Origin of the sequence: Pseudomonas sp. LH21 (assembly GCF_036549575.1) — a bacterium.
GTDB classification, from domain to species: Bacteria; Pseudomonadota; Gammaproteobacteria; order Pseudomonadales; family Pseudomonadaceae; genus Aquipseudomonas; species Aquipseudomonas peradeniyensis.
In genome coordinates, this window is sequence record NZ_CP144367.1 from 3,620,790 (window position 1) to 3,643,062 (window position 22,273).

Sequence of the window (22,273 nt, forward strand, 5' to 3'; positions counted from 1 at the left end):
CACCCCATGAAACAGATCCTGATCATTGGCGCAGGCTTCGCCGGGCTGTGGAGCGCCCTCGGCGCCGCCCGCCTGCTCGACCAGCACAAACGCGACGACGTGCTGATCACCGTGCTCGCGCCCCAGGCCGAGCTGCACATCCGCCCTCGCTTCTACGAACCCGACGTGCACACCATGGCCGCGCCGTTGCAGGCGCTGTTCGACGCGGTCAACGTGCGCTTCGTCAAAGGCAGCGCCTACCACATCGACCAGGCCAGCCGTGAAGTGGCGTACCGCCAGCCCGGCGGCATCGAGGCCAGGCTTGGCTACGACCGCCTGATCATGGCCTGCGGCAGCCTGCTCAACCGCCCGGCGCTGGAAGGCTTCGACCGCCACGCCTTCGACGTCGACAAGATCGAGTCGGCCACCCGCCTTGAAGAACACCTCAAGTCCCTGGCCGCCCGCCCCGACAGCCCCGCACGCAACACCGTGGTGGTGGCCGGGGGCGGCTTCACCGGCATCGAGACCGCCACCGAGCTGCCCAGCCGGCTGCGGGCGATCCTCGGCGACAAGGTCACGCCACGCATCGTCGTGGTCGACCGCGGGGCGAAGATCGGCGCCGCCCTGGGCGCAGGTATCAGCCCGGCCATCGAGCAGGCCTCGGCGGCGCTGGGCATCGAGTGGGTCTGCGGCGCCACGGTGGCCTCGGTGGATGCCGGCGGCGTGCTGCTCGACAACGGCGAACGCATCGCCGCCAACACGGTGGTCTGGACCGTCGGTTTCAAGGCCAACCCGCTGACCGAGCAGATCACCGGCGAGCGCGACCGCCAGGGCCGCCTGCATGTGGACGGCCAGCTCAAGGTCATCGGCAACCCGGATGTGTATGCCGCGGGCGACGTGGCCTATGCGGCCTGCGACGAGGTCGGCAACTTTGCCGTGATGTCCTGCCAGCACGCCATCCCCCTGGGCCGCTACGCCGGCAACAACGCCGCCGCCGAGCTGATCGGCGTGGCACCGATGACCTACAGCCAGCCCAAGTACGTCACCTGCCTGGACCTCGGCGCCTGGGGCGCGGTGTACACCGAGGGCTGGGAACGCACCGTCTCGCCACCGACCGACAAGTTCGAGGCCAAGCAGCTCAAGCAGCAGATCAACTCGGTGTGGATCTACCCGCCGGCAGCGGACCGGGCCACCGCACTGGCAGCGGCCGACCCGCTGATTCCGGTCGCCTGACAGCACTGCTGAGCTCCGGGGCTGCGCTGTCGCTGAGAGCAGTCAGCGCAGCCCCTGCCGGCTTGCCCCGCGATGGCGGCAATAGCCGCTATTACCTCACCTCACTCACAATCCATCCAGGTATTCATGACTCCAGGTCAAAGGACCTTGGCGCGTCGACGCCTTAATCAATCCCGCCGAACACCGCACACTGCGCCTACCCGTTCGAACCCGTGCCCCACTGCCCGGGTCTCGATCCCCTCACTCGACAGGAGCAGTTGCATGAGCATTCCATCCTTTGGCCTGGGTACCTTCCGCCTCACCGGCCAGGCCGTCATCGATTCGGTCAAGTCGGCGCTGGAGCTGGGCTACCGCGCCATCGACACCGCGCAGATCTACAAGAACGAGGCCGAGGTCGGCCAGGCCATCGCCGAAAGCGGCGTGCCGCGCGACGAGCTGTTCATCACCACCAAGATCTGGGTCGACCACTACGCCGCCGACAAGCTGATCCCCAGCCTGTACGAAAGCCTGGCCAAACTGCGCACCGACCATGTCGACCTGCTGCTGATCCACTGGCCGGCGCCCGGCAACGGCGTCGAGCTGCCCGAATACATGCAGGCGCTGGCCGAAGCCAAGCGCCAGGGCCTGACCCGCGAGATCGGCATCTCCAACTTCAATATCGAGCTGACCCGCCAGGCCATCGCCGTGGTCGGCCAGGGCGAGATCGCCACCAACCAGATCGAACTCAGCCCGTACCTGCAGAACCGCAAGTTGACCGCCTTCCTGCAGGAACAGGGCATCACCACCACCTCCTACATGACCCTGGCCTACGGCAAGGTGCTGAAGGATCCGCTGCTGGCCGAGATCGCCGCCAAGCACAAGGCCACGGTGGCCCAGGTGGCCCTGGCCTGGGCCTTGCAGCTGGGCTATGCGGTTATCCCGTCGTCCACCAAGCGCGAGAACCTGGCCAGCAACCTGCTTGCCCGCAGCCTGCGCCTGGACGCCGACGACATGGCGCGCATCGCCACCCTGGAACGCAACGGCCGCGAAGTCAGCCCGGACGGCCTGGCGCCGGCCTGGGACTGATATCCTTCGGGCATGGAGGCCCAGCGCCCCGCTCTCAACCGCTTTTTCGGAGCTCCCAATGAGCACGCTTTCCCCCAAACGGGTGCTGTTCGCCCTGGCCATCGGCGCCTTCGGCATCGGCACCACCGAGTTCACCCCCATGGGCCTGCTGCCGGTGATCGCCGATGGCGTCGGGGCCAGCATCCCCAGCGCGGGCATGCTGATCACCGCCTATGCCATCGGCGTGATGGTCGGCGCGCCGATCATGACCTTGCTGTTCAGCCGCTTCGGCAAGCGCGCCGCGCTGATGATGCTGATGGGCATCTTCACCGTCGGCAACCTGCTCTCGGCCCTGTCGCCGGACTACTACACCCTGCTGCTCTCGCGCCTGATCACCAGCCTCAACCACGGCGCCTTCTTCGGCCTGGGCGCGGTGGTGGCCGCCAGCGTGGTGCCCCGGGACAAGCAGGCCAGCGCCGTGGCCACCATGTTCATGGGCCTGACCATCGCCAACATCGGCGGCGTGCCAGCCGCCACCTGGCTCGGCCAGCAGGTCGGCTGGCGCATGGCCTTCGCCGGCACCGCGGTGCTCGGCGTGCTGGCCATCGCGGCGCTGTGGTACGCCCTGCCCAAGGGCGAGCGTGGCAGCGTGCCCCATGTACGCAAGGAGCTGGCGGTGATCGCCCGCCCCAACGTGCTGCTGGCCATGGCCACCACGGTCCTGGGCGCAGGCGCCATGTTCACCCTGTACACCTATGTCGCCCCGGTGCTCGCCGAACTGACCGGTGCCTCGGACAGTTTCGTCACCCTCGGCCTGGTGCTGATCGGCGTCGGCTTCACCCTTGGCAACAGCCTGGGCGGCAAGCTGGCCGACTGGTCGCTGGACGGTGCCGCGCGGATCTTCCTCGGTGCGCTGGCGGCGATCATGCTGCTGATGCCACTGGTGCTGGGTAGCCATGTCGGCGCCGCGCTGGCCTTGCTGGTGTGGGGGATGTTCACCTTCGCCGTGGTGCCGCCGCTGCAGATGCGGGTGATGATCGCCGCAGCCGAGGCACCGGGGCTGGCGTCGTCGATCAACGTGGGCGCCTTCAACCTGGGCAATGCCGTCGGCGCCGCCCTGGGTGGCGCGGTGATCAGCCTGGACTTGGGCTACGCGGCGGTGCCGATGGCCGGTGGCCTGCTGGCGGCGACCGGATTGCTGCTGGTATGGCTGGGCGGGCGCGGCAAGGCCGCCGACAAGGCGCTGAGTAATCCCGCCTGACCAGGATCACCCACATAGGGCGAGCTTGCCCGCGATAGCCGCAACACAAAAACGCCGCCATCCCCGAAGGAATGGCGGCGTTTTCACGTTTACACCCCGCTGGGGTCAGGCCGGCGCCGAAGTGCGAATCAGATGATCGAAGGCTGCCAGCGACGCCTTGGCGCCCTCGCCCACGGCGATGACGATCTGCTTGTACGGCACCGTGGTCACGTCACCGGCGGCGAACACGCCGGGGATGCTGGTCTGGCCCTTGGCATCGACGATGATCTCACCACGCGGCGACAGCTCGACCGTGCCCTTGAGCCAGTCGGTGTTCGGCAGCAGGCCGATCTGCACGAAGATGCCTTCCAGCGCCAGGTCATGCAGCGTGTCGCTGGTGCGGTCCTTGTAGCGCAGGCCGGTGACCTTCTCGCCATCGCCGACCACTTCGGTGGTCAGCGCGCTGGTGATCACCTTGACGTTCGGCAGGCTGTGCAGCTTGCGCTGCAGCACGGCATCGGCGCGCAGCTGGCTGTCGAACTCGATCAGGGTCACCTGGGCGACCACGCCGGCCAGGTCGATGGCCGCTTCCACGCCGGAGTTGCCGCCACCGATCACCGCCACGCGCTTGCCCTTGAACAGCGGGCCGTCGCAGTGCGGGCAGTAGGCCACGCCACGGGCACGGTATTGCTGCTCGCCCGGCACGTTCATTTCCCGCCAGCGGGCGCCGGTGGCGAGGATCACGGTCTTGGCCTTGAGCGAGGCGCCGCCGGCCAGTCGTACTTCGTGCAGGCCGCCATCGGTGGCCGGGATCAGCGCTTCGCCGCGCTGCAGGTTCATGATGTCGACGTCGTACTGCTTGACGTGCTCTTCCAGGGCCGTGGCCAGCTTAGGCCCTTCGGTCTCCTGCACCGAGATGAAGTTCTCGATCGCCAGGGTGTCGAGCACCTGGCCACCGAAGCGCTCGGCGGCGACACCGGTGCGAATGCCTTTACGGGCGGCGTAGATCGCGGCGGCAGCGCCAGCCGGGCCACCCCCGACCACCAGCACGTCGAAGGCGTCCTTGGCGTTGATCTTCTCGGCCTGGCGAGCGCCGGCATTGGTGTCGATCTTGCCGAGGATCTCTTCCAAGCCCATGCGGCCCTGGCCGAACACTTCGCCGTTCAGGTAGATGCTCGGCACCGCCATGACCTTGCGGGCTTCGACTTCATCCTGGAACAGCGCGCCGTCGATGGCGACGTGGCGCACATTGGGGTTGAGCACCGCCATCAGGTTCAGCGCCTGGACCACGTCCGGGCAGTTCTGGCACGACAGCGAGAAGTAGGTTTCGAAGCTGAACTCGCCTTCCAGCGCCTGGATCTGCTCGATCACTTCGGCACTGGCCTTGGAGGGGTGGCCGCCGACCTGCAGCAGCGCCAGCACCAGGGAGGTGAATTCGTGGCCCATGGGGATGCCGGCGAAACGCAGGCTGATATCGCCCCCCGGGCGGTTCAGCGAAAACGAAGGACGACGGGCGTCATTGCCATCCGCGCTGAAGGTAATGAGGTTCGACAGGCCGGCGATTTCCACCAGCAGGTCGTGCAGTTCGCGGGACTTCGCGCCGTCGTCGAGGGAGGCAACGATCTCGATCGGCTGGGTGACCCGCTCCAGGTAGGTTTTCAGTTGCGATTTAAGCGTGGCGTCCAACATACGGGCGATTCCTTTTTCAAAACTCGGATACAAAAACGCCCAGGCGAGATCGCCCGGGCGTTTTTACGGGGCGGTGACAACTTAGAAGTGGCGGTTGCTCACCGCCCGCATCTGACGCATGGCCTTAGATCTTGCCGACCAGGTCAAGGGATGGAGCGAGGGTGGCTTCGCCTTCTTTCCACTTGGCCGGGCAGACTTCGCCTGGGTGGGCGGCAACGTACTGGGCAGCCTTGACCTTGCGCAGCAGTTCGCTGGCGTCACGGCCTACACCGCCGTCGTTGATTTCAACGATCTTGATCTGACCTTCCGGGTTGATCACGAAGGTACCGCGATCGGCCAGGCCGGCTTCCTCGATCAGCACGTCGAAGTTGCGCGAGATGACGTGGGTCGGGTCACCGATCAGCGGGTACTTGATCTTGCCGATGGTGTCCGAGGTGTCGTGCCAGGCTTTGTGGGTGAAGTGGGTGTCGGTGGACACGCCGTAGATTTCCACGCCCAGCTTCTGGAACTCGGCGTAGTTGTCAGCAAGGTCACCCAGTTCGGTCGGGCAGACGAAGGTGAAGTCGGCCGGGTAGAAGAACACGACGGACCACTTGCCTTTCAGGTCGGCTTCGCTGACCTGGACGAATTCGCCATTGTGGAAAGCAGTGGCGTTGAACGGTTTGACCTGGCTGTTGATGATTGGCATGAGAGACGCTCCTTCATGGGTTGAATTCGGTTGACGGAGAGAATCCTAACCGCTGGTCCCGATGAAGGCTCATTGGCAAAGCTCATGCTGGTGATTGGTTTTGGCTATAAGGCGAGATTATTAATAGAAGGGATTGGGCTGAGCAAAGGATTGCGGGGGCAAAATGCATCGCGGGGCAAGCCCGCTCCCACGCCAGGAGGTTTTCAGGCGTGGGGGCGGGCTTGCCCCGCGATCAGGGGTAACGCGTATCAGCGGGTGACGGTGCGCATGGTCACGAACTCTTCGGCGGCGGTCGGGTGCACGCCGATGGTCTCGTCGAACTGCTGCTTGGTCGCCCCTGCCTTCAGGGCGATCCCCAGGCCCTGGATGATCTCGCCGGCGTCCGGCCCGACCATGTGACAGCCCAGCACCTTGTCGGTTTCAGCGTCGACCACCAGCTTCATCAGGGTCTTTTCCTGGATATCGGTCAGGGTCAGCTTCATCGCCCGGAAGCGGCTCTCGAAGATCTGCACCTTGTGCCCGGCGGCCAGCGCCTGCTCCTCGGTCAGGCCCACGGTGCCGATTGGCGGTTGGCTGAACACCGCGGTCGGGATGTTCTGGTAGTCGACCGTGCGGTACTGCTCGGGTTTGAACAGGCGGCGGGCCACGGCCATGCCTTCGGCCAGCGCCACCGGGGTCAGTTGCACGCGGCCGATCACGTCGCCGATGGCCAGGATCGACGGGGCGGTGGTCTGGTACTGCTGGTCCACGCGGATGTACCCGCGCTCGTCCAGTTCCACGCCGGTGTTCTCCAGGCCCAGGTTGTCCAGCATCGGCCGGCGGCCGGTGGCGTAGAACACGCAATCGGCGACCAGCTCGCGACCATCCTTGAGGGTGGCCTTGAGGCTGCCGTCCTCAAGCTTGTCGATACGCTGGATGTCGGCGTTGAATTGCAGGTTCAGGCCGCGTTTTTCCAGCTCTTCCTTCAGGTGCGTGCGCACCGAGCCGTCGAAACCACGCAGGAACAGGTCGCCCCGATACAGCAGCGTGGTGTCGGCGCCCAGGCCCTGGAAGATCCCGGCGAACTCCACGGCAATGTAACCACCGCCCACCACCAGCACGCGTCGCGGCAGTTGCTTGAGGTAGAACGCCTCGTTGGACGTGATGGCCAGTTCCTTGCCCGGAATGTCCGGCACCTGCGGCCAGCCGCCGGTAGCGATGAGGATGTTGGCGGCACTGTAGCGCTGGCCCTCGACCTCCACCTCATTGGCGCCGGTGATGCGTGCGTGGCCCTGCAACAGGGTGACGCCGCTGTTGACCAGCAAGTTGCGGTAGATGCCGTTGAGGCGCTCGATCTCGCGGTTCTTGTTGGCGATCAGCGTGCCCCAGTCGAAGTGGCCCTCTTCCAGGGTCCAGCCGAAGCCTGCAGCCTGTTCCAGTTCGTCGGCGACATGGGCGCCGTACACCAGCAGTTTCTTCGGTACGCAACCGACGTTGACGCAGGTGCCGCCGAGGTAGCGGCTCTCGGCCACCGCCACCTTGGCGCCGAAGCCTGCGGCGAAACGCGCCGCGCGTACACCGCCAGAACCGGCGCCAATCACGAACAGATCAAAATCGTAAGCCATGCATTGAGTCTCCTAGGCAGGCGCCCAGCATAGCGCCGTTGGCCGCCGCAAACAAAAAAGCCACCCGAAGGTGGCTTTTCCAGACAACGCCGGGGACTCAGTAAGCCTTGCCGGTCTTGTAGAAGTTCTCGAAGCAGAAGTTGGTCGCCTCGATATAGCCTTCGGCGCCACCGCAGTCGAAACGCTTGCCCTTGAACTTGTAGGCGATCACGTTACCTTCGGCGGCCTGCTTCATCAGCGCGTCGGTGATCTGGATCTCGCCACCTTTGCCCGGCTCGGTCTGCTCGATCTTCTCGAAGATGTCCGGGGTCAGGATGTAGCGACCGATGATCGCCAGGTTGGACGGTGCGTCCTCTGGCTTGGGCTTCTCGACCATGGCGTCGACACGGAAGATGCCGTCCTTGATCTCTTCACCGGCGATGACGCCGTACTTGTTGGTTTCCTGCGGATCGACTTCCTGGATGGCGACGATCGAGCAGCGGTACTTCTTGTACAGCGCGACCATCTGCGCGAGCACGCCGTCACCGTCGAGGTTGACGCACAGGTCGTCCGCCAGCACCACGGCGAACGGCTCGTCGCCGATCAGCGGGCGGCCGGTCAGGATGGCGTGGCCCAGGCCTTTCATTTCGGTCTGGCGGGTATAGGCGAAGGAGCACTCGTCGAGCAGACGACGGATGCCGACCAGGTATTTCTCCTTGTCGGTGCCCTTGATCTGGTTTTCCAGCTCGTAGCTGATGTCGAAGTGGTCTTCCAGGGCGCGCTTGCCACGACCGGTGACGATGGAGATCTCGTTGAGGCCGGCGTCCAGTGCTTCTTCAACGCCATACTGGATCAGTGGCTTGTTGACCACCGGCAGCATTTCCTTGGGCATGGCTTTGGTAGCGGGCAGGAAGCGGGTGCCGTAACCGGCTGCCGGGAACAAGCATTTCTTGATCATATACGTCCTTAACAAGGGCTTTGCGTACGAAATTCGGCGCAGTCTAATCAGGCGGCGGTCACCTTACAATGCCCCCCGCGCTGGCCGATGCCATCATAGAGACATTCCAGTGTAGATAGTTCCGCCGGGGCGTGAATTTCAGGCGACCGGCAGCATCATCGCGGGACGGGCCCGCCCCACGATCATCCCTTGCAGGGCGTGGGAGCAGGCTTGTCCCGCGAGGGTTTCAGCTCAACCGCCGATCCCCTGCCCGATCAACACGCCATCGACTTTCTGCCCATACAGATTGACCCCGTCGTTGGCATGGAACTTCAGTCGGGTCTTCTCGATCGAGCCTTCGACCAGCCGCGGATCCTGCGGCCGCTCATGGCGGTTGATCCACGCCGCCACGTCCCAGGCCTGCTGGTCGCTCAGGCTGCCGGGCTTGCCCAGTGGCATGTTGTACTTGATGAACGACGCCGCGGTATTGATCCGGTGCATGCCGGCGCCCCAGTTATAGGAATCCTTGCCCCACAGCGGCGGCATCACGTATTCCCCGGCCACCTTCTGCCCTTCGCCATTACCGCCGTGGCAGATCGCGCATTGCTCGTCGTACACCTGCTTGCCGCGCTTGAAGTCGTAACCGCCTTCGGGCTTGGGCACCTCCGGGTAGCCGCGACCGGCAATCTCGACGCCGGTCGGCGCCTGGGTCGACAGCCAGTAGGCGTAAACGCTCAAGGCGGTCATCTGCGGGCTGTCGGCCGCCGGCGGCTTGCCGTTCATGCTGAAGGTAAAGCAGCCCTGGATACGCTCGGCAAAGGTGTTGACCTTGTCGTTCTTCTTGCGATACGCCGGATACATCGGGTAGGCACCCCACAACGGCGCGGAATGCGCCAGGCGCCCCTGGTCGAGGTGGCAGTTGCTGCAGTTCATGCCGTTGCCGACCGCGTCGGGCATCAATCGTCGCGTATCGACGAACAGCGCGTGGCCTTCACGGATCATCTTGCCGAAAGCGTTATCCGGGATCGCGCTTTCCGCCGGCGGCACGAACTGCGGGGCGGCCTGCACGCCCGGGACCTTGAGCTGGGACTGGTCTTCCATGGCGATGGGCGCGGCCTGGGCAGTGCCCATGGCCAGCAGCAGGAGGGTTGGCATCAGGACTCTCATGGCTTGACCTCCTGGCTGGTCGGTTGGGCGAAGTAGTCGGCGACCGCCTTGACCTCGGCATCGGTCATCGCCTTGGCCACGTTGACCATCAGCTGGTTGGGATCGTTGCTGCGGCTGCCATCGCGCCAGGCATTGAGTTGCGCCACCAGGTAACCGGCAGGCTGCCCGGCCAGCGGCGGGAAGTGTTCGCCGACGCCACTGCCGCCCGGGCCGTGGCACTGTACGCAACCGGGGATCAACCGGCTCCAGTCGCCATAGATGGCCAGGCGGGTCACCGGATCGTTGGCGATCTGCTGACGGCGCGTGTCCGCCGCGGCATCGGCCGGCAGCTTGGCCAGGTAGGCGCTGACCGCCTCGATCTCGGCATCGTCCAGGGCCTTGGCCAACGGTTCCATCACCGCCTGCTTGCGGCTGCCGTTGCGAAAGTCATGCAATTGCTTGCTGAGATAGCCGGCAGGCAGGCCGGCAAGACGGGGAAAACCGGCGGCGGCAATACCCTTGCCATCCGGCCCATGGCAGCCCAGGCAGGCCATGGCGGCGGGGTTCTGCCCGCCCTGGTTGAAGATTTTCTGGCCATCGGCAGCGTGCGCCGAGGGCCAGGCCAAGATCAGCAGGCTGCCGATCACGACATGGCTCAGGGGTTTCATCACGGAGGCTCCATTTCCTTGTTATAAGCTTAGGCTTAAACGATATAAGCCCAGAAATACTAGGCCTATTCCCCGACGTGCGACAACGCGTCACCGGGAAGGAAAGTGGCAAACCGCCAGCTAATTGCCGATTAACTGAGCTGGATCAAGAACCGGAGATGCACTGGGTCGCCGAGGTGCGCACATCCCCCAGGCGCAGCGGGAAGTTGTTCAACCGCTCGTACACCTTGATCGCGCTGCCGCTGCCGCGCTTGTCGATATCGAGCAGCGCCGCCGGGCCGACGCCGGCCGACACCTTCTGCGGCACGGTCAGGCGCAAGCCATCGCCACGCACCTCTTCCTGCAAGGGATCACGCGTATCGGCCAGCTTGCGCTTGACGCAGTCGGCATACTCGCGCGGCGTCTTGCCGGAGATCACATCCAGCGTCGCGTGGGACTGCTCGAGCTCCGTCACGCTGACACAGCCACCCAACGTCAGCGCCACCGCTGCTGCTACCCATTTCATCTACATCGTCTCCAGCTTCTTCAAAGTCATCCTCTGACCACATCCAGGCGGTTTTGCTCCCACGTCTGGCAGAAATCTCCTTGGCTTGGCCAGCCCGGGCGCAAGTGTAACCTCACATCGTGGTATCTTTCGCGTTTGCTGAAACAATCCTTGCGGAGCACCCCATGAAATTCGTACACCAGCGCGAGCACCTGAACGAGGACGACATCGTCGTCATCGAGTGCTCCCAGCGCTGCAACATCCGCCTGATGAACGACGCCAACTTCCGCAGTTTCAAGAATGGCGGGCGCCACACCTACCACGGCGGCCACTTCGAGCGCTTCCCGGCGAAGATCACCGTGCCCAGCACCGGCTTCTGGAACATCACCATCGACACCGTGACCACCCGCCCGATCTCGGTGACGCGCAAGCCGGCCCTCAGCCACAAGATCAAGATCATCCGCCGCTCGTCGTCGAAACTTGGATAACACTCGGATAGCCGCATGACCCAGACCATCAAGTACGTGATCAAGTACAAGCTCGACGGCGAACGCCGCTGGGACTTCGCCCAGATGCCCGACGCCTCCCTCGAGCAGGCGCAGCAGGCCCTGCGCAAGATCCACGGCGACGACGCCGACAAGATCAGCGACATCCAGGTCAGCAAGGCCCTGTAACCACGCAGCACGCCCCGCACTCAAGGAGTCGCCCATGAGCCCCTGGCAAGACCGCCGCATCCTCGACCTGCTGGGTATCGAGCTGCCCATTCTCCAGGCCCCCATGGCCGGCGCCAGCGGTTCGGCCATGGCCATTGCCGTCGGTAACGCCGGCGGCCTGGGCGCCCTGCCCTGCGCCATGCTCAGCGCCGAGCAGGTACGCGGCGAGATCGAGGCCTTTCGCACCGCCTGCCGGGGCCCGCTCAACCTGAACTTCTTCTGCCACCAGCCGCCGGCGCCCGACCCCGAGGGCGCCGCCCGCTGGAAGCAGGCGCTCAAGCCCTACTACGAGGAAGTCGGCGCGGACTTCGAGGCGCCGACGCCGGTGTCCAATCGTGCCCCCTTTGACGAACTGAGCTGCCAGCTGGTGGAGGAACTGCGCCCGGAAGTGGTCAGTTTCCACTTCGGCCTGCCGGTGCCCGAGTTGCTGCAAAGGGTCAAGGCGACCGGGGCCAAGGTACTGTCCAGCGCCACCACGGTGGAGGAAGCGCTGTGGCTGGAACAGCGCGGCTGCGACGCGATCATCGCCATGGGTTACGAGGCCGGCGGCCATCGCGGCATGTTCCTCGGCAGCGACATCACCAGCCAGATCGGCACCTTCGCCCTGGTGCCGCAGGTGGCCGATGCCGTGCGGCTGCCGGTGATCGCGGCGGGCGGTGTCGGCGATCACCGCGGCCTGGTCGCCGCCCTGGCCCTGGGCGCTTCGGCGGTGCAGGTCGGCACCGCGTACCTGTTCTGCCCCGAGGCCAAGGTGTCTGCGGCGCACCGCAGCGCCCTGGACAGCGCGTCCGCCAGCGATACCGCGCTGACCAACCTGTTCACCGGCCGCCCGGCCCGCGGCATCAACAACCGCCTGATGCGCGAACTGGGGCCGATGAGCACCCTCGCCCCACGCTTCCCGTTGGCCGGCGGCGCGCTGATGCCGCTGCGGGCGATCACCGATCCACAGGGCAACGCCGATTTCAGCAACCTGTGGTCGGGACAGGCGCTGCGCCTCGGGCGGCATATGGCGGCGGGCGACCTGACCCGCTTGATTGCCGGGCAGACAACAAAAAGCTGACTCGTAGATCAGGAAATTTTCAGACCCCCTCTTCCCGACGGATGGCGTATCGCTATATAGTCCACGCCATAACGATAACCCGCCGTCCCTAGGAGCCGTTTGCATGCGTATTCGCCTGCCCCACCTGGCCTTCAGCGCCCTGGCCACCCTGATCGCCGTCAATGCCGCCCAGGCCGACGAAGTCCAGGTCGCCGTGGCGGCCAACTTCACAGCGCCCATCCAGGCCATCGCCAAGGACTTCGAGAAGGACACCGGCCACAAGCTGGTCGCCGCCTACGGCGCCACCGGCCAGTTCTACGCGCAGATCAAGAACGGCGCACCGTTCGAAGTGTTCCTCGCCGCCGACGACAGCACCCCGGCCAAGCTCGAGCAGGAGAAAGAGACCGTCGCGGGCTCGCGCTTCACCTACGCCATCGGCACCCTGGCGCTGTGGTCGGCCAAGCCGGGCTACGTCGACGCCAAGGGCGAAGTACTGAAAAAGAACGAATACAAGCACCTGTCCATCGCCAACCCCAAGGCCGCGCCCTACGGCCTGGCCGCCACCCAGGTGCTGGACAAGCTGAAGCTGACCGAAGCCACCAAGGCGAAGATCGTCGAAGGCCAGAACATCACCCAGGCCTTCCAGTTCGTGTCTACCGGCAATGCCGAGCTGGGCTTCGTCGCCCTGTCGCAGATCTACAAGGACGGCAAGGTCAGCGAAGGCTCCGCCTGGATCGTGCCCGCCGAGTTGCATGACCCGATCCGCCAGGACGCGGTGATCCTCAACAAAGGCAAGGACAACCCGGCCGCCAAGGCCCTGGTCGAATACCTCAAGGGCCCGAAGGCCGCCGCAGTGATCAAGTCCTACGGCTATGAGCTCTGATGCCGCTCGACGCCAGTGACCTGGGCGCGATCTGGCTGACCATCAAGCTGGCCAGCCTGACCACCGCCATCCTCCTGGTGCTGGGCACGCCCATCGCCTGGTGGTTGGCGCGCACCCGTTCCTGGCTGCGCGGGCCGATCGGCGCGGTGGTGGCCCTGCCGCTGGTGCTGCCACCGACGGTGATCGGCTTCTACCTGCTGTTGGCCCTCGGCCCTCATGGCTGGATCGGCCAGGCCACCCAGGCCCTGGGCCTGGGCAGTGTGGTGTTCAGCTTCACCGGGCTGGTCATCGGCTCGGTGGTGTACTCCATGCCCTTCGTAGTACAGCCGTTGCAGAACGCCTTCGGCGCCATCGGCCAGCGCCCGCTGGAGGTGGCCGCCACCCTGCGCGCCAGCCCCTGGGATACCTTCATTCACGTGGTGCTGCCGCTGGCGCGCCCCGGCTTCGTCACCGCCAGTATCCTCGGCTTCGCCCACACCGTGGGCGAGTTCGGCGTGGTGCTGATGATCGGCGGCAACATTCCCGACAAGACCCGCGTGGTCTCGGTGCAGATCTTCGATCACGTCGAGGCCATGGAATACAGCCAGGCCCACTGGCTGGCCGGTGCCATGCTGGTATTCTCGTTTCTGGTGCTGCTGATGCTCTATGCAGGCCGTCGCGGCAAGGCTGGCTGGAGCTGACATGAGCGCATCGATACAGGCGCGCCTGAAACTGGCGCGCGACGATTTCACCCTGGACGTCGACCTCGACCTGCCCGGACGCGGCATCAGCGCCCTGTTCGGCCATTCCGGCTCGGGCAAGACCTCGTGCCTGCGCTGCCTGGCCGGCCTGGAACGGGCCGCCAGCGCCTACATCGAAGTCAATGGCCAGGTCTGGGAAGACAGCGCGCGCGGGCATTTCATCCCGCCGCACCAGCGCCCGGTCGGCTACGTGTTCCAGGAGCCCAGCCTGTTCCCGCACCTGTCGGTGCGCGGCAACCTCGAGTTCGGCTGGCGCCGCATCGCCCCCGAGGCGCGCAAGATCAGCCAGGAACAGGCCTGCCAACTGCTGGGCATCGGCCACCTGCTGGCGCGCAAGCCGGCGACCCTGTCCGGCGGCGAGGCGCAGCGGGTCGGCATCGCCCGGGCCCTGCTCAGCAGCCCACGGCTGCTGCTGATGGACGAGCCGCTGGCCGCGCTCGACAGCGCGCGCAAGCGCGAGATCCTGCCGTACCTGGAGCGCCTGCACGACGAGCTGGACATCCCGCTGATCTACGTCAGCCATGCCCAGGACGAAGTGGCGCGCCTGGCCGACCACCTGGTCCTGCTCGAACAGGGCAAGGCCGTGGCCAGCGGTCCGATCGGCCAGACCCTGGCGCGCCTCGACCTGCCGCTGGCCCAGGGCGAGGATGCCGGCGTGGTGCTCGAAGGCGTGGTGGTAAGCCACGATCCGCATTACCAGCTGTTCGAGCTACGCCTGCCCGGCGGTGACGGCCAGCGCTTGCGCATCGCCCACCCCGGGCTGCACATGGGCAGCACCCTGCGGCTCAAGGTACAGGCCCGGGATGTCAGCCTGGCACTGACCGCAGACGGCGCCTCGAGCATCCTCAACCGCCTGCCGGTGCGGGTCCGCGAGTGCCGCCCGGCGGACAATCCGGCCCATGTGCTGGTCAGCCTGGATGCCGCCGGCAGCGCCCTGCTGGCGCGCATCACCCGCTATTCGGCGGACCAGCTCGCGGTGCAGCCGGGCCAGATGCTGTGGGCGCAGATCAAGTCGGTGGCGCTGCTGGGTTGAGCAATGCTGCAACGGGCGCGGTCCATTGCAGCAACAGTGCCCTCCATGGACCGCACCCATGCCCGACTGCCCGCTGCCTGCCGCCCTGCACTACGTCGATGACAGCCAGCCCGGCCTGACCCGGCGGCGCTGGCGCGATGGTTTTCAGTATTTCGACGCCGGCAACCAGCGGGTCCGCGATGCCGACACCCTGGCGCGCATCGCCGCCCTGGTGATCCCGCCGGCATACACCGATGTATGGATCTGCGCCGACCCGCAGGGACACTTGCAGGCCACCGGGCGGGATGCCCGGGGGCGCAAGCAGTACCGCTACCACGCGCAATGGCGCGAGCTGCGCGACCAGCACAAGTACGGGCGCATGCTGGCCTTCGCCGAAGCGCTGCCGAAGCTGCGCAAGCAACTGGATGCGCACCTGGCCTGCCCGGGGCTGGGCAGGGAGAAGGTCATGGCGCTGGTGATCAGCCTGCTCGACAGCACGCTGATCCGCATCGGCAACCGCCAGTACCTGCGCGACAATCGCTCTTATGGGCTGACCACGCTCAATACCCGCCATGTCCAGGTCAAGGGCAGCCAAATCCGCTTCCAGTTCCGTGGCAAGCGCGGTGTCGAGCACAACGTCACCCTGACCGATCGGCGCCTGGCCGGGCTGGTCAAGCGCTGCATGGAGCTGCCCGGCCAGGCCTTGTTCCAGTATCTGGACGACCAGGGCCAGCGCCATGGCATCGGCTCGACCGAGGTCAACCAGTTCCTCCAACAACTGACCGGCGCCGATTTCACCGCCAAGGACTACCGCACCTGGGCCGGCAGCAGCCTGGCCCTGAGCCTGCTGCGGCCACTGGCCTGGGAACCCGACAGCGAAGCCCGGCGCCAGGTCGCCGAGACCGTCCGCCAGGTGGCCGCGCGCCTGGGCAACACGCCGGCGGTGTGCCGGCGCTGCTACATCCATCCGGCAGTCCTCGAACACTTCCAGCTCGGACGCCTGGCGAACCTGCCCCGCGCACGGGCGCGCAAGGGCCTGGAACTCGAGGAAGTGTCACTGCTGCGCTTCCTCCAGGCCATTGAGCGCCAAAACGATCATTGAGCCCCACTATTTAGTTCATCGAGCAGAGAAATTTCCCATATGGCGCCAAGCACCCTATCCTTGCCACCGAGCACCTTGGCCAGTGGAATGCGTAGCACCCCCACTGGCACCTGCAACTAAAGATCGATAACAGAATTTGTCTGTCGGGGAATTACTATCCGCCGAAAGCGTCTTTAATGAGAAGGAAGAGGGACAGGCTCCCACCGCAGACCATCAGGCTCGGCGGTTTTCTACATCACCAAGGAGAACTACATGCTGATACTCACACGCAAGGTTGGCGAAAGCATCGTCATCGACGACGACATCAAAGTCACCATTCTGGGCGTCAAGGGGATGCAGGTGAGGATTGGTATCGATGCGCCGAAGGATGTCCAGGTGCACCGTGAAGAGATCTACAAACGGATCCAGGCCGGCAGCCCGGCACCGGAGAAGAGCAACGACGAGTAACCCCAAGCCAACCGCATCATGCCGCACGGATGCGCCTGATCGATTGCCCGCCCATGCGGGGAGCCTCTCCCGAACCTCAGGTGCCGAGCAGTTCGCGCACCGTGGCGATCATCCGGTCCATGTCGAAGGGTTTGTCGAACACCGCCGCAAACTTTTTTGGGCAGGCCCGAAAATCGTTGGCCTGGGCGCCGCTCATGAGAATCACCGGCAATTCCGCCATTTGCAGTTCGTCACGAATCGCGTTCAGCAATTCCTCGCCATTGAGCACCGGCATCATGTAGTCGGTGATCACCAGGTCCACGCGCTTTTCTCTCAAGGCCTCCAGGGCCTTGCGCCCATTGCTGGCCTTTTCCACCAGGTAGCCCTCATCCTCCAGGGCAAAGCCGAGGATATCGGCGATCAGGTACTCGTCGTCGACGATCAGGATGCTGTTCATCCCATCAGCGGTCTCCTGGCGTTGTCGCCGAGCCGCTGAGCACGCCGCTGGCGCCATCGAACGCCCGCGCCAGGCTGATGCCCTTGGGCCCCAGGTTCAACGCCTGCAGGGCCGGATCATGGTCGCTGTCGCGTACCTTGATGATCGACAGGGCACGGTGCAGTTGTGCATCGAGCTCGGCGAAGCGCATGAGGATCAGGTTGTCGACGATGCTCGACAGGTCCGGCGCCGGTGCGGTGATTTCCGAGCCGAAGATATCGCGCATCTCCCAGGTCAGCAGCACCGTGACGCCGCGGGCGCGCAATTCGCCGGTCAGCGCGCGGAAGAACGCGTTCAGGCGGGCGGGCTCCAGCGCCAGGCGGCCAAAAGCGCCCAGGCTGTCGATCACCACGCGCCGCGCGCCCAATGCCTCGACCTGCGCCAGCAGACGGGCGCCGAGCTGGTCCAACAGGCCCTCGGTGGTCGGCTGCCAGCTCAGTTGCACCGCCCCCTCGCGCTCCAATGCCGACAGATCGTAGCCCAGCGCGGCCGCCTTCAAGCGCAACCGTGCCGGCGTCTCGTAGAAACCGAAATGCAGGCCTGGCGCGGCCTTCGTCGAAGCGGCGAGAAAGGCGATGCCCAATGCCGTCTTGCCCACGCCGGATGGCCCCATCAGCAGGCTCACCGAGGCTTCGGCCAGCCCGCCACCAAGCATGCCGTCCAGGTCAACGACCCCGGTGGCGACCCGCTCCAGGATTTGCGCATCCTGCTGGCTGGGCCGGCTATAGAGCGCCTCGAGGCGTGGATAGACCTGCAACCCCGACTCGTCGATCTGGCATTCGTGGCGCCCGGACAGCGCGCTGCTGCCGCGAGTCTTGCGCAGCTGGACATGCCGTACTGCGGTACTGCCGACCAGGTGCTCGCCCAGTTCGATCACGCCATCGACCATGGTGTGCTCGGGGCTGCCCTCCTCCAGCCGGGCACTGGTCAGCAGCAACACCGTGCAACCGGCGAACGCCGCATGCCCCTGCAGCTCGGAGACGAACTTCTTGGTGTCCAGGCTGGTTTCCGCCCGCGAGCGGGCGTTGAGCAGGCCATCGACGACCAGCAAGGTGGCCTGCTGCCGGGCGATCTCCTGGCGTAACAGCCTGACCACCGCGTCCAGGCCATCCTGCTCGAGGGTGTCAAAGGCGCTGACGAACTGGATGCTGTCGCCGACCAGCGCCGGGTCGAAGAAGGTCAGCGTCGACAGGTACTGGAACAGACGCTCATGGGACTCGCTGAGCAGGGTCGCCACCAGCACCCGGCCACCGTCGCGCACATGGTTGCAGGCCAGCTGGTTGGCGAGGATGGTCTTGCCCGAGCCCGGATGCCCCTGGACGATGTAGGAGGCGCCGACCACCAGCCCGCCCTTGAGCAGTGCATCGAGCCCTTCGATGCCGGTGGCCAGCCGCTTGAGTTGCTCTACCATGGTCGTCTATCCGTCGCTCGCTGGGGTATCGGTGCCCGTTCGGGCAGGTAGGTACAGGCTCATGCAGGTGCCTTCGCCGGGGCGGCTGGAGACGCTGATCGCGCCCTCACTCTGGCGGGCGAAACCATAGGCCTGACTCAGCCCAAGGCCCGTGCCCTTGCCGAAAGCCTTGGTGGTGAAGAACGGCTCGAAGATGCGCGGCAGCACCTGGGGGTCGATGCCCTGCCCGTCATCACGCACATCGAAGCGCACGAAGTGCCCGTGCAGCCCCTCCACCTCGCCGGCCAGGCGAACGCTTTCGACCGCCAGGTGGATCTGCCCGGTCGCCGCGATGGCGTCGCGGGCGTTGAACACCAGGTTGAGCAGGACCATCTGCAACTGACCGGCGTCCACCTCGATCAATGGCAGGTCCGGCTGCACCTGCGGCAGCAGTTCGATGTCCCTGGGCAGCGCGTGCTCCGCCAGCCCGCGGGTGGTGTCGATCACCTGGGCCGGGGCGATGCGGGTGACGTTCAGTTGCCGATGCCGGGCAAAACTGAGCAGTTGCTGGGTCAGTTGGGTGCCGCGCTGGCCGGCGTCGAGAATATGCTCGAGCAGGCGCCGCACCCGTGCCGGATCGTGGCTGCCACAGGCCAGCCGGGCGGAACTGAGGATGATCGTCAGCAGGTTGTTGAAGTCATGGGCCAGGCCACCGGTCAGTTGCCCCAGGGCCTCGAGCTTCTGCGCCTGGAACAGCTGCGCGCGCATGGCGTCCAGTTGCAGGGCGGATTCGCGGCGGTCGGTGATGTCGCGGGTGACCTTGGCCAGGCCGATGACCTCGCCATGTTCGTCACGAATGACATCCAGCGCCGCCAGCGCCCAGAACTGCGTACCGTCCTTGCGCACGCGCCAGCCCTCGTCCTGCACCTTGCCCTCTTCCAAGGCCTGGTTCAGCAACTGTTGCGGACGGCCTTCGGCACGGTCCTGGTCAGTAAAAAACAACGAGAAATGCCGACCGATCACCTCGTCGGCGCGATAACCCTTGATCCGCTGCGCACCCGCGTTCCACGACACCACATGGCCGGTCGGATCGAGCATGTAGATGGCATAGTCCACCACTGCCTGGACCAACTGCTCGTAGCGCGCCTCGGGCATCACCGAATGGGTGGGGCGGTCTGTCGACACCATGCAAGCTCCACAAGCACCGCGAAAGGACATATTGAGCGTAGTCAAAAGTCCCGTCTACACCGTCCTTCAGGCGACGATCGTCAGTGCTCGCGCTCCACCACCGTCGGCACCAGCCGGCGCGGCATCGCCACCTTCAGCAACCACAGCCCCAGCAACAAGATCGACGCCCCGCCGCCCAATGCCAGCAAGCGCTGTGGTTCCGGGTGTTCCTGATCGAGCCCGAGCATCAGCAGGTAGCCGCCCAGGCTCATGAAACCGGCGTACAGGAATGCCGCCAGCAGGCAGACAAGCAGGAACAGCAGACGCCAGAACAACTTCGGCCGTACACGCCGGACTGCCTCTGGGTCGGGGGAACGCGATGACATGGCGACACGACCAGTTGGATCCAATGTCTGAACAGTGGCGTAATGGCGGCATCCTGTCAATTGACCTATAGTGGCCCCGCCCCGACCCCATAAGGACGCGCCATGACTTCGAACCTTCGCATGCAAGGGTTGCAGGACGACCTGGTGCGCAGTGCCGGCGAACTCGACGAACTGTGCCAGGCCCTGGATGGCCATGCCCGGTTCCTGCGCCACTCGATCCACCAGGCTGATGCACAGGCCATGGACGGGCATGTCGATGACCTGCGCCACTCGGCCTGCGAGATGCGCGACATCGCCCGCAGCATCGAACCCTGAACCCTGGGGCCGGTTGACGCTTCTATAACAATGGGTTATAAAGCGCGCCTGATTGCCTTGGCCCTGCTGCTATGTAGCATGCCGGTCAATCGTGCGAGTGTGGTGGAATTGGTATACACAGCAGACTTAAAATCTGTCGGCGTGAGCCTTGCGGGTTCGAGTCCCGCCACTCGCACCATCCTCTGTCGATCAAGGCGCCCTTGCGGCGCCTTTTTCATGCCCGCCGGAAAACCGCCGCGCAGCTGCTAGAGTGGAACCTGTCACTGTCCACTGGAGCGCCGCCATGCGCTATAGCCTGCTCGACGGTCAACGCGACGTCATCCTGCTGCTCGCCCGCATCCTGCTGATGATCCTGTTCGTGCTCTCCGGCTGGAGCAAGCTGAGCGGTTTCGAAGGCACGGTCGGCTACATGACCTCCCTCGGCGCGCCGGCGCCCATGCTGGCGGCGGCCGTCGCCGTGATCATGGAGCTGCTGGTCGGCATCCTGCTGATCCTGGGCTTCTACACCCGCCCGCTGGCCCTGCTGTTTGCCCTGTTCGTGCTGGGCACCGCGCTGCTCGGGCACCCGTTCTGGAACATGGTCGAGCCCGAGCGCAGCGCCAACATGACCCAGTTCCTGAAAAACCTCGCCATTGTCGGCGGCTTGCTGCTATTGGCCATCACCGGCGCCGGGCGCTTCTCCCTCGACCGTCGCTGAACGCGACTGCGGCGATTTCAATCGTCGCAGTCGTCGTGCCAGGCTGGATGGTCGTCCTCATCATCGAAGTCGTCGAGCGACTCTTCGTCCTCCTCGACTTCATCCAGCGCCCCGTAGGCGTCCGCCTCGGGGTCGAAGTCTTCGTGGAATTCGGGGTCGAGCAGGTGGTCGTGCTCGGGTTCGGGCAGATCGTCTTCGTCGTGCATCGCAGGCTCCGGTAACAACGGCACGCCTGTATAGGCGCATCGGCGCGGGCGGTCAATCCTCGCGGCGCTTAACCCCGCCTTAACCGACAAGGCGCAGGGTGCAGGCTCTCCCTTCAAAAACGCACTTTGCCCGCCGCCCTGGCGGGCTTTTTTTGCCCGGCCCTCCCGCGCACCAGTGAACCGCCCGCCATTTCAGCGCTCGCATGGGTGCAGGATCTTTTTCATCAAGGAGCTTTCCCATGGCCGTGAACATCGACCAGCTGATCATTACTACCCCGGTGCCCAAATCCGCTACCGACCCTGTGGCCCTGGAGGTCACCGGCGCCCAGGCCCTCGCCAGCCTGCCCCAGGTTGTGAGCCGCCTGAGCAGTGGCGCAGTGCGCATGACCGCGCCCACCAAGGGTGCATCGAGCAAGAGTACCCACCGAACCCGCTGCGAGTGGAAGGAGGCCACTTATTGGGCCATGAGCAGCGCCAGCCGACATTTCTGCCACCAGCGCATGCTGCTGGAGCAGGTCAACTCGGCACAGAAGGTGGTGATCGCGCAGCTGCATGTGAAGGGCGACGACAGCCCGGCGATCAAGGTGTTCTGGAACAAGGGCAAGATCACCCTCGGCTTTCGCCAGGACTTCAACCAGGCGACGCCGGCCAACAGCACCCTCCTCGTCGATGTGCCCCTGGGCACGCCCTTCGACATCACCCTCGAAGTCACTGCGGCCAGGGTCGCGACGGTAACCACTGCCTGCAACGGCCGCAGCGGCGACTCCGGCCTGCTGCAAATGACCTCGGGCTGGAAGGACCACACCTTCAACTTCCATGGCGGCGTGTACAACCAGGTGGACTTCAGCGATGACACCCCGTCCACGGATGCGTCTGTCTGCGTGATCAGCCAGCTGGAACTGCTGCACCGTTAGAGGTTCGGGAGCCGTTGCCGGGAAACGTTCGCCGGACTTATGAAAAACTCAGTAACGTTTACTGCACGATTACCCGGGTGGCCTTCACGAAATTCT

At 65.2% G+C, this 22,273-nt stretch carries 26 protein-coding genes and 1 tRNA gene; 15 read left to right on the forward strand and 12 right to left on the reverse strand.

Annotated elements, in window-relative coordinates:
- Positions 1 to 6: 6 nt before the first annotated feature.
- The 3 genes from VUG52_RS16250 to VUG52_RS16260 all read left to right on the forward strand — a co-directional run bounded on the left by VUG52_RS16250 (position 7) and on the right by VUG52_RS16260 (position 3,517).
- Positions 7 to 1,212, forward strand: coding sequence for an NAD(P)/FAD-dependent oxidoreductase (locus tag VUG52_RS16250; RefSeq protein ID WP_331831768.1), 1,206 nt, complete (start codon positions 7 to 9; stop codon positions 1,210 to 1,212).
- Between the two features lie 261 nt (positions 1,213 to 1,473).
- Entirely contained in the window at positions 1,474 to 2,277 is an 804-nt protein-coding gene (gene dkgB, locus VUG52_RS16255) for a 2,5-didehydrogluconate reductase DkgB (RefSeq protein ID WP_262950068.1), read from the forward strand.
- Between the two features lie 58 nt (positions 2,278 to 2,335).
- Positions 2,336 to 3,517 (forward strand): MFS transporter, encoded by a 1,182-nt coding sequence (locus VUG52_RS16260; protein WP_050706242.1) that lies wholly within the window; start codon positions 2,336 to 2,338, stop codon positions 3,515 to 3,517.
- A 105-nt stretch (positions 3,518 to 3,622) separates the two neighbouring features.
- On the opposite strand, the gene ahpF is transcribed toward VUG52_RS16260, so the two are convergent.
- The 7 genes from ahpF to VUG52_RS16295 all read right to left on the reverse strand — a co-directional run bounded on the left by ahpF (position 3,623) and on the right by VUG52_RS16295 (position 10,712).
- Complete coding sequence (gene ahpF, locus VUG52_RS16265) at positions 3,623 to 5,185, reverse strand: alkyl hydroperoxide reductase subunit F (protein ID WP_050706243.1); 1,563 nt, start codon at positions 5,183 to 5,185, stop codon at positions 3,623 to 3,625.
- A gap of 124 nt (positions 5,186 to 5,309) precedes the next feature.
- Positions 5,310 to 5,873, reverse strand: coding sequence for an alkyl hydroperoxide reductase subunit C (gene ahpC / locus VUG52_RS16270; RefSeq protein WP_008090543.1), 564 nt, complete (start codon positions 5,871 to 5,873; stop codon positions 5,310 to 5,312).
- A 248-nt stretch (positions 5,874 to 6,121) separates the two neighbouring features.
- On the reverse strand, positions 6,122 to 7,477 hold the full coding sequence (gene gorA, locus VUG52_RS16275) for a glutathione-disulfide reductase (protein ID WP_331831769.1): 1,356 nt from the start codon (positions 7,475 to 7,477) through the stop codon (positions 6,122 to 6,124).
- A 97-nt stretch (positions 7,478 to 7,574) separates the two neighbouring features.
- Positions 7,575 to 8,414 (reverse strand): UTP--glucose-1-phosphate uridylyltransferase GalU, encoded by an 840-nt coding sequence (gene galU, locus VUG52_RS16280; RefSeq protein ID WP_050706245.1) that lies wholly within the window; start codon positions 8,412 to 8,414, stop codon positions 7,575 to 7,577.
- A gap of 231 nt (positions 8,415 to 8,645) precedes the next feature.
- Positions 8,646 to 9,560, reverse strand: a complete 915-nt coding sequence (locus VUG52_RS16285; protein ID WP_050706246.1) for a c-type cytochrome — start codon at positions 9,558 to 9,560, stop codon at positions 8,646 to 8,648.
- Entirely contained in the window at positions 9,557 to 10,207 is a 651-nt protein-coding gene (locus tag VUG52_RS16290) for a c-type cytochrome (protein WP_050706247.1), read from the reverse strand. The genes VUG52_RS16285 and VUG52_RS16290 overlap by 4 nt, the downstream gene beginning before the upstream one ends.
- Positions 10,208 to 10,352: 145 nt before the next feature.
- Complete coding sequence (locus tag VUG52_RS16295; protein ID WP_050706248.1) at positions 10,353 to 10,712, reverse strand: hypothetical protein; 360 nt, start codon at positions 10,710 to 10,712, stop codon at positions 10,353 to 10,355.
- A gap of 164 nt (positions 10,713 to 10,876) precedes the next feature.
- Between VUG52_RS16295 and VUG52_RS16300 the strand changes: the two genes are divergently transcribed.
- From VUG52_RS16300 to csrA, 8 genes are all read left to right on the forward strand, one after another.
- The gene (locus VUG52_RS16300) at positions 10,877 to 11,179 is read left to right on the forward strand and encodes a DUF1883 domain-containing protein (protein ID WP_050706249.1); all 303 of its coding nucleotides are present in this window, start codon (positions 10,877 to 10,879) and stop codon (positions 11,177 to 11,179) included.
- Between the two features lie 15 nt (positions 11,180 to 11,194).
- Complete coding sequence (locus tag VUG52_RS16305) at positions 11,195 to 11,365, forward strand: hypothetical protein (protein ID WP_177330847.1); 171 nt, start codon at positions 11,195 to 11,197, stop codon at positions 11,363 to 11,365.
- A 34-nt stretch (positions 11,366 to 11,399) separates the two neighbouring features.
- Positions 11,400 to 12,464, forward strand: coding sequence for an NAD(P)H-dependent flavin oxidoreductase (locus tag VUG52_RS16310; protein WP_331831772.1), 1,065 nt, complete (start codon positions 11,400 to 11,402; stop codon positions 12,462 to 12,464).
- A 103-nt stretch (positions 12,465 to 12,567) separates the two neighbouring features.
- A complete protein-coding gene (modA, locus tag VUG52_RS16315) occupies positions 12,568 to 13,326 on the forward strand; it encodes a molybdate ABC transporter substrate-binding protein (protein WP_262950072.1) in 759 nt (252 codons plus the stop codon).
- Entirely contained in the window at positions 13,326 to 14,006 is a 681-nt protein-coding gene (modB, locus tag VUG52_RS16320) for a molybdate ABC transporter permease subunit (protein WP_198742694.1), read from the forward strand. Before modA ends, modB begins: the two co-directional genes overlap by 1 nt.
- Before the next feature lies 1 nt (position 14,007).
- A complete protein-coding gene (modC, locus tag VUG52_RS16325; RefSeq protein ID WP_050706253.1) occupies positions 14,008 to 15,099 on the forward strand; it encodes a molybdenum ABC transporter ATP-binding protein in 1,092 nt (363 codons plus the stop codon).
- A gap of 58 nt (positions 15,100 to 15,157) precedes the next feature.
- Positions 15,158 to 16,180 (forward strand): DNA topoisomerase IB, encoded by a 1,023-nt coding sequence (locus tag VUG52_RS16330; protein WP_331831773.1) that lies wholly within the window; start codon positions 15,158 to 15,160, stop codon positions 16,178 to 16,180.
- A 252-nt stretch (positions 16,181 to 16,432) separates the two neighbouring features.
- Complete coding sequence (gene csrA, locus VUG52_RS16335) at positions 16,433 to 16,627, forward strand: carbon storage regulator CsrA (RefSeq protein ID WP_023628788.1); 195 nt, start codon at positions 16,433 to 16,435, stop codon at positions 16,625 to 16,627.
- A 76-nt stretch (positions 16,628 to 16,703) separates the two neighbouring features.
- On the opposite strand, the gene VUG52_RS16340 is transcribed toward csrA, so the two are convergent.
- From VUG52_RS16340 to VUG52_RS16355, 4 genes are all read right to left on the reverse strand, one after another.
- Entirely contained in the window at positions 16,704 to 17,063 is a 360-nt protein-coding gene (locus tag VUG52_RS16340) for a response regulator (protein ID WP_331831775.1), read from the reverse strand.
- Between the two features lie 4 nt (positions 17,064 to 17,067).
- Positions 17,068 to 18,513 carry an ATPase domain-containing protein gene (locus VUG52_RS16345; RefSeq protein ID WP_262950075.1) on the reverse strand — a complete coding sequence of 482 codons (1,446 nt, stop codon included), beginning with the start codon at positions 18,511 to 18,513 and terminating at the stop codon, positions 17,068 to 17,070.
- A 6-nt stretch (positions 18,514 to 18,519) separates the two neighbouring features.
- Positions 18,520 to 19,680: a two-component system sensor histidine kinase NtrB gene (locus VUG52_RS16350; protein ID WP_331831776.1), complete on the reverse strand. Its 1,161-nt coding sequence runs from the start codon at positions 19,678 to 19,680 to the stop codon at positions 18,520 to 18,522.
- Between the two features lie 80 nt (positions 19,681 to 19,760).
- Positions 19,761 to 20,045: a hypothetical protein gene (locus VUG52_RS16355; RefSeq protein WP_050706258.1), complete on the reverse strand. Its 285-nt coding sequence runs from the start codon at positions 20,043 to 20,045 to the stop codon at positions 19,761 to 19,763.
- Between the two features lie 102 nt (positions 20,046 to 20,147).
- On the opposite strand from VUG52_RS16355, the gene VUG52_RS16360 reads away from it, so the two are divergent.
- The 3 genes from VUG52_RS16360 to VUG52_RS16370 all read left to right on the forward strand — a co-directional run bounded on the left by VUG52_RS16360 (position 20,148) and on the right by VUG52_RS16370 (position 21,057).
- On the forward strand, positions 20,148 to 20,360 hold the full coding sequence (locus VUG52_RS16360) for a hypothetical protein (protein WP_050706259.1): 213 nt from the start codon (positions 20,148 to 20,150) through the stop codon (positions 20,358 to 20,360).
- A gap of 93 nt (positions 20,361 to 20,453) precedes the next feature.
- Positions 20,454 to 20,538: transfer RNA gene (locus VUG52_RS16365), tRNA-Leu, on the forward strand.
- Between the two features lie 105 nt (positions 20,539 to 20,643).
- Positions 20,644 to 21,057, forward strand: coding sequence for a DoxX family protein (locus VUG52_RS16370; RefSeq protein WP_050706260.1), 414 nt, complete (start codon positions 20,644 to 20,646; stop codon positions 21,055 to 21,057).
- A 17-nt stretch (positions 21,058 to 21,074) separates the two neighbouring features.
- Here VUG52_RS16370 and VUG52_RS16375 read toward each other — a convergent pair whose 3' ends face one another.
- Positions 21,075 to 21,263 carry a hypothetical protein gene (locus tag VUG52_RS16375; RefSeq protein ID WP_050706261.1) on the reverse strand — a complete coding sequence of 63 codons (189 nt, stop codon included), beginning with the start codon at positions 21,261 to 21,263 and terminating at the stop codon, positions 21,075 to 21,077.
- 239 nt (positions 21,264 to 21,502) lie between these two features.
- On the opposite strand from VUG52_RS16375, the gene VUG52_RS16380 reads away from it, so the two are divergent.
- Positions 21,503 to 22,177, forward strand: coding sequence for a polysaccharide lyase family 7 protein (locus tag VUG52_RS16380; RefSeq protein ID WP_331831777.1), 675 nt, complete (start codon positions 21,503 to 21,505; stop codon positions 22,175 to 22,177).
- Positions 22,178 to 22,273: the final 96 nt, after the last annotated feature.

Excerpts from the sequence above, each read along its gene's own strand:
- VUG52_RS16250 (WP_331831768.1), top strand. The coding sequence starts at position 7 with ATGAAACAGATCCTGATCATTGGCGCAGGCTTCGCCGGGCTGTGGAGC.
- dkgB (WP_262950068.1), top strand. The coding sequence starts at position 1,474 with ATGAGCATTCCATCCTTTGGCCTGGGTACCTTCCGCCTCACCGGCCAG.
- VUG52_RS16260 (WP_050706242.1), top strand. The coding sequence starts at position 2,336 with ATGAGCACGCTTTCCCCCAAACGGGTGCTGTTCGCCCTGGCCATCGGC.
- ahpF (WP_050706243.1), bottom strand. The coding sequence starts at position 5,185 with ATGTTGGACGCCACGCTTAAATCGCAACTGAAAACCTACCTGGAGCGG.
- ahpC (WP_008090543.1), bottom strand. The coding sequence starts at position 5,873 with ATGCCAATCATCAACAGCCAGGTCAAACCGTTCAACGCCACTGCTTTC.
- gorA (WP_331831769.1), bottom strand. The coding sequence starts at position 7,477 with ATGGCTTACGATTTTGATCTGTTCGTGATTGGCGCCGGTTCTGGCGGT.
- galU (WP_050706245.1), bottom strand. The coding sequence starts at position 8,414 with ATGATCAAGAAATGCTTGTTCCCGGCAGCCGGTTACGGCACCCGCTTC.
- VUG52_RS16285 (WP_050706246.1), bottom strand. The coding sequence starts at position 9,560 with ATGAGAGTCCTGATGCCAACCCTCCTGCTGCTGGCCATGGGCACTGCC.
- VUG52_RS16290 (WP_050706247.1), bottom strand. The coding sequence starts at position 10,207 with ATGAAACCCCTGAGCCATGTCGTGATCGGCAGCCTGCTGATCTTGGCC.
- VUG52_RS16295 (WP_050706248.1), bottom strand. The coding sequence starts at position 10,712 with ATGAAATGGGTAGCAGCAGCGGTGGCGCTGACGTTGGGTGGCTGTGTC.
- VUG52_RS16300 (WP_050706249.1), top strand. The coding sequence starts at position 10,877 with ATGAAATTCGTACACCAGCGCGAGCACCTGAACGAGGACGACATCGTC.
- VUG52_RS16305 (WP_177330847.1), top strand. The coding sequence starts at position 11,195 with ATGACCCAGACCATCAAGTACGTGATCAAGTACAAGCTCGACGGCGAA.
- VUG52_RS16310 (WP_331831772.1), top strand. The coding sequence starts at position 11,400 with ATGAGCCCCTGGCAAGACCGCCGCATCCTCGACCTGCTGGGTATCGAG.
- modA (WP_262950072.1), top strand. The coding sequence starts at position 12,568 with ATGCGTATTCGCCTGCCCCACCTGGCCTTCAGCGCCCTGGCCACCCTG.
- modB (WP_198742694.1), top strand. The coding sequence starts at position 13,326 with ATGCCGCTCGACGCCAGTGACCTGGGCGCGATCTGGCTGACCATCAAG.
- modC (WP_050706253.1), top strand. The coding sequence starts at position 14,008 with ATGAGCGCATCGATACAGGCGCGCCTGAAACTGGCGCGCGACGATTTC.
- VUG52_RS16330 (WP_331831773.1), top strand. The coding sequence starts at position 15,158 with ATGCCCGACTGCCCGCTGCCTGCCGCCCTGCACTACGTCGATGACAGC.
- csrA (WP_023628788.1), top strand. The coding sequence starts at position 16,433 with ATGCTGATACTCACACGCAAGGTTGGCGAAAGCATCGTCATCGACGAC.
- VUG52_RS16340 (WP_331831775.1), bottom strand. The coding sequence starts at position 17,063 with ATGAACAGCATCCTGATCGTCGACGACGAGTACCTGATCGCCGATATC.
- VUG52_RS16345 (WP_262950075.1), bottom strand. The coding sequence starts at position 18,513 with ATGGTAGAGCAACTCAAGCGGCTGGCCACCGGCATCGAAGGGCTCGAT.
- VUG52_RS16350 (WP_331831776.1), bottom strand. The coding sequence starts at position 19,680 with ATGGTGTCGACAGACCGCCCCACCCATTCGGTGATGCCCGAGGCGCGC.
- VUG52_RS16355 (WP_050706258.1), bottom strand. The coding sequence starts at position 20,045 with ATGTCATCGCGTTCCCCCGACCCAGAGGCAGTCCGGCGTGTACGGCCG.
- VUG52_RS16360 (WP_050706259.1), top strand. The coding sequence starts at position 20,148 with ATGACTTCGAACCTTCGCATGCAAGGGTTGCAGGACGACCTGGTGCGC.
- VUG52_RS16370 (WP_050706260.1), top strand. The coding sequence starts at position 20,644 with ATGCGCTATAGCCTGCTCGACGGTCAACGCGACGTCATCCTGCTGCTC.
- VUG52_RS16375 (WP_050706261.1), bottom strand. The coding sequence starts at position 21,263 with ATGCACGACGAAGACGATCTGCCCGAACCCGAGCACGACCACCTGCTC.
- VUG52_RS16380 (WP_331831777.1), top strand. The coding sequence starts at position 21,503 with ATGGCCGTGAACATCGACCAGCTGATCATTACTACCCCGGTGCCCAAA.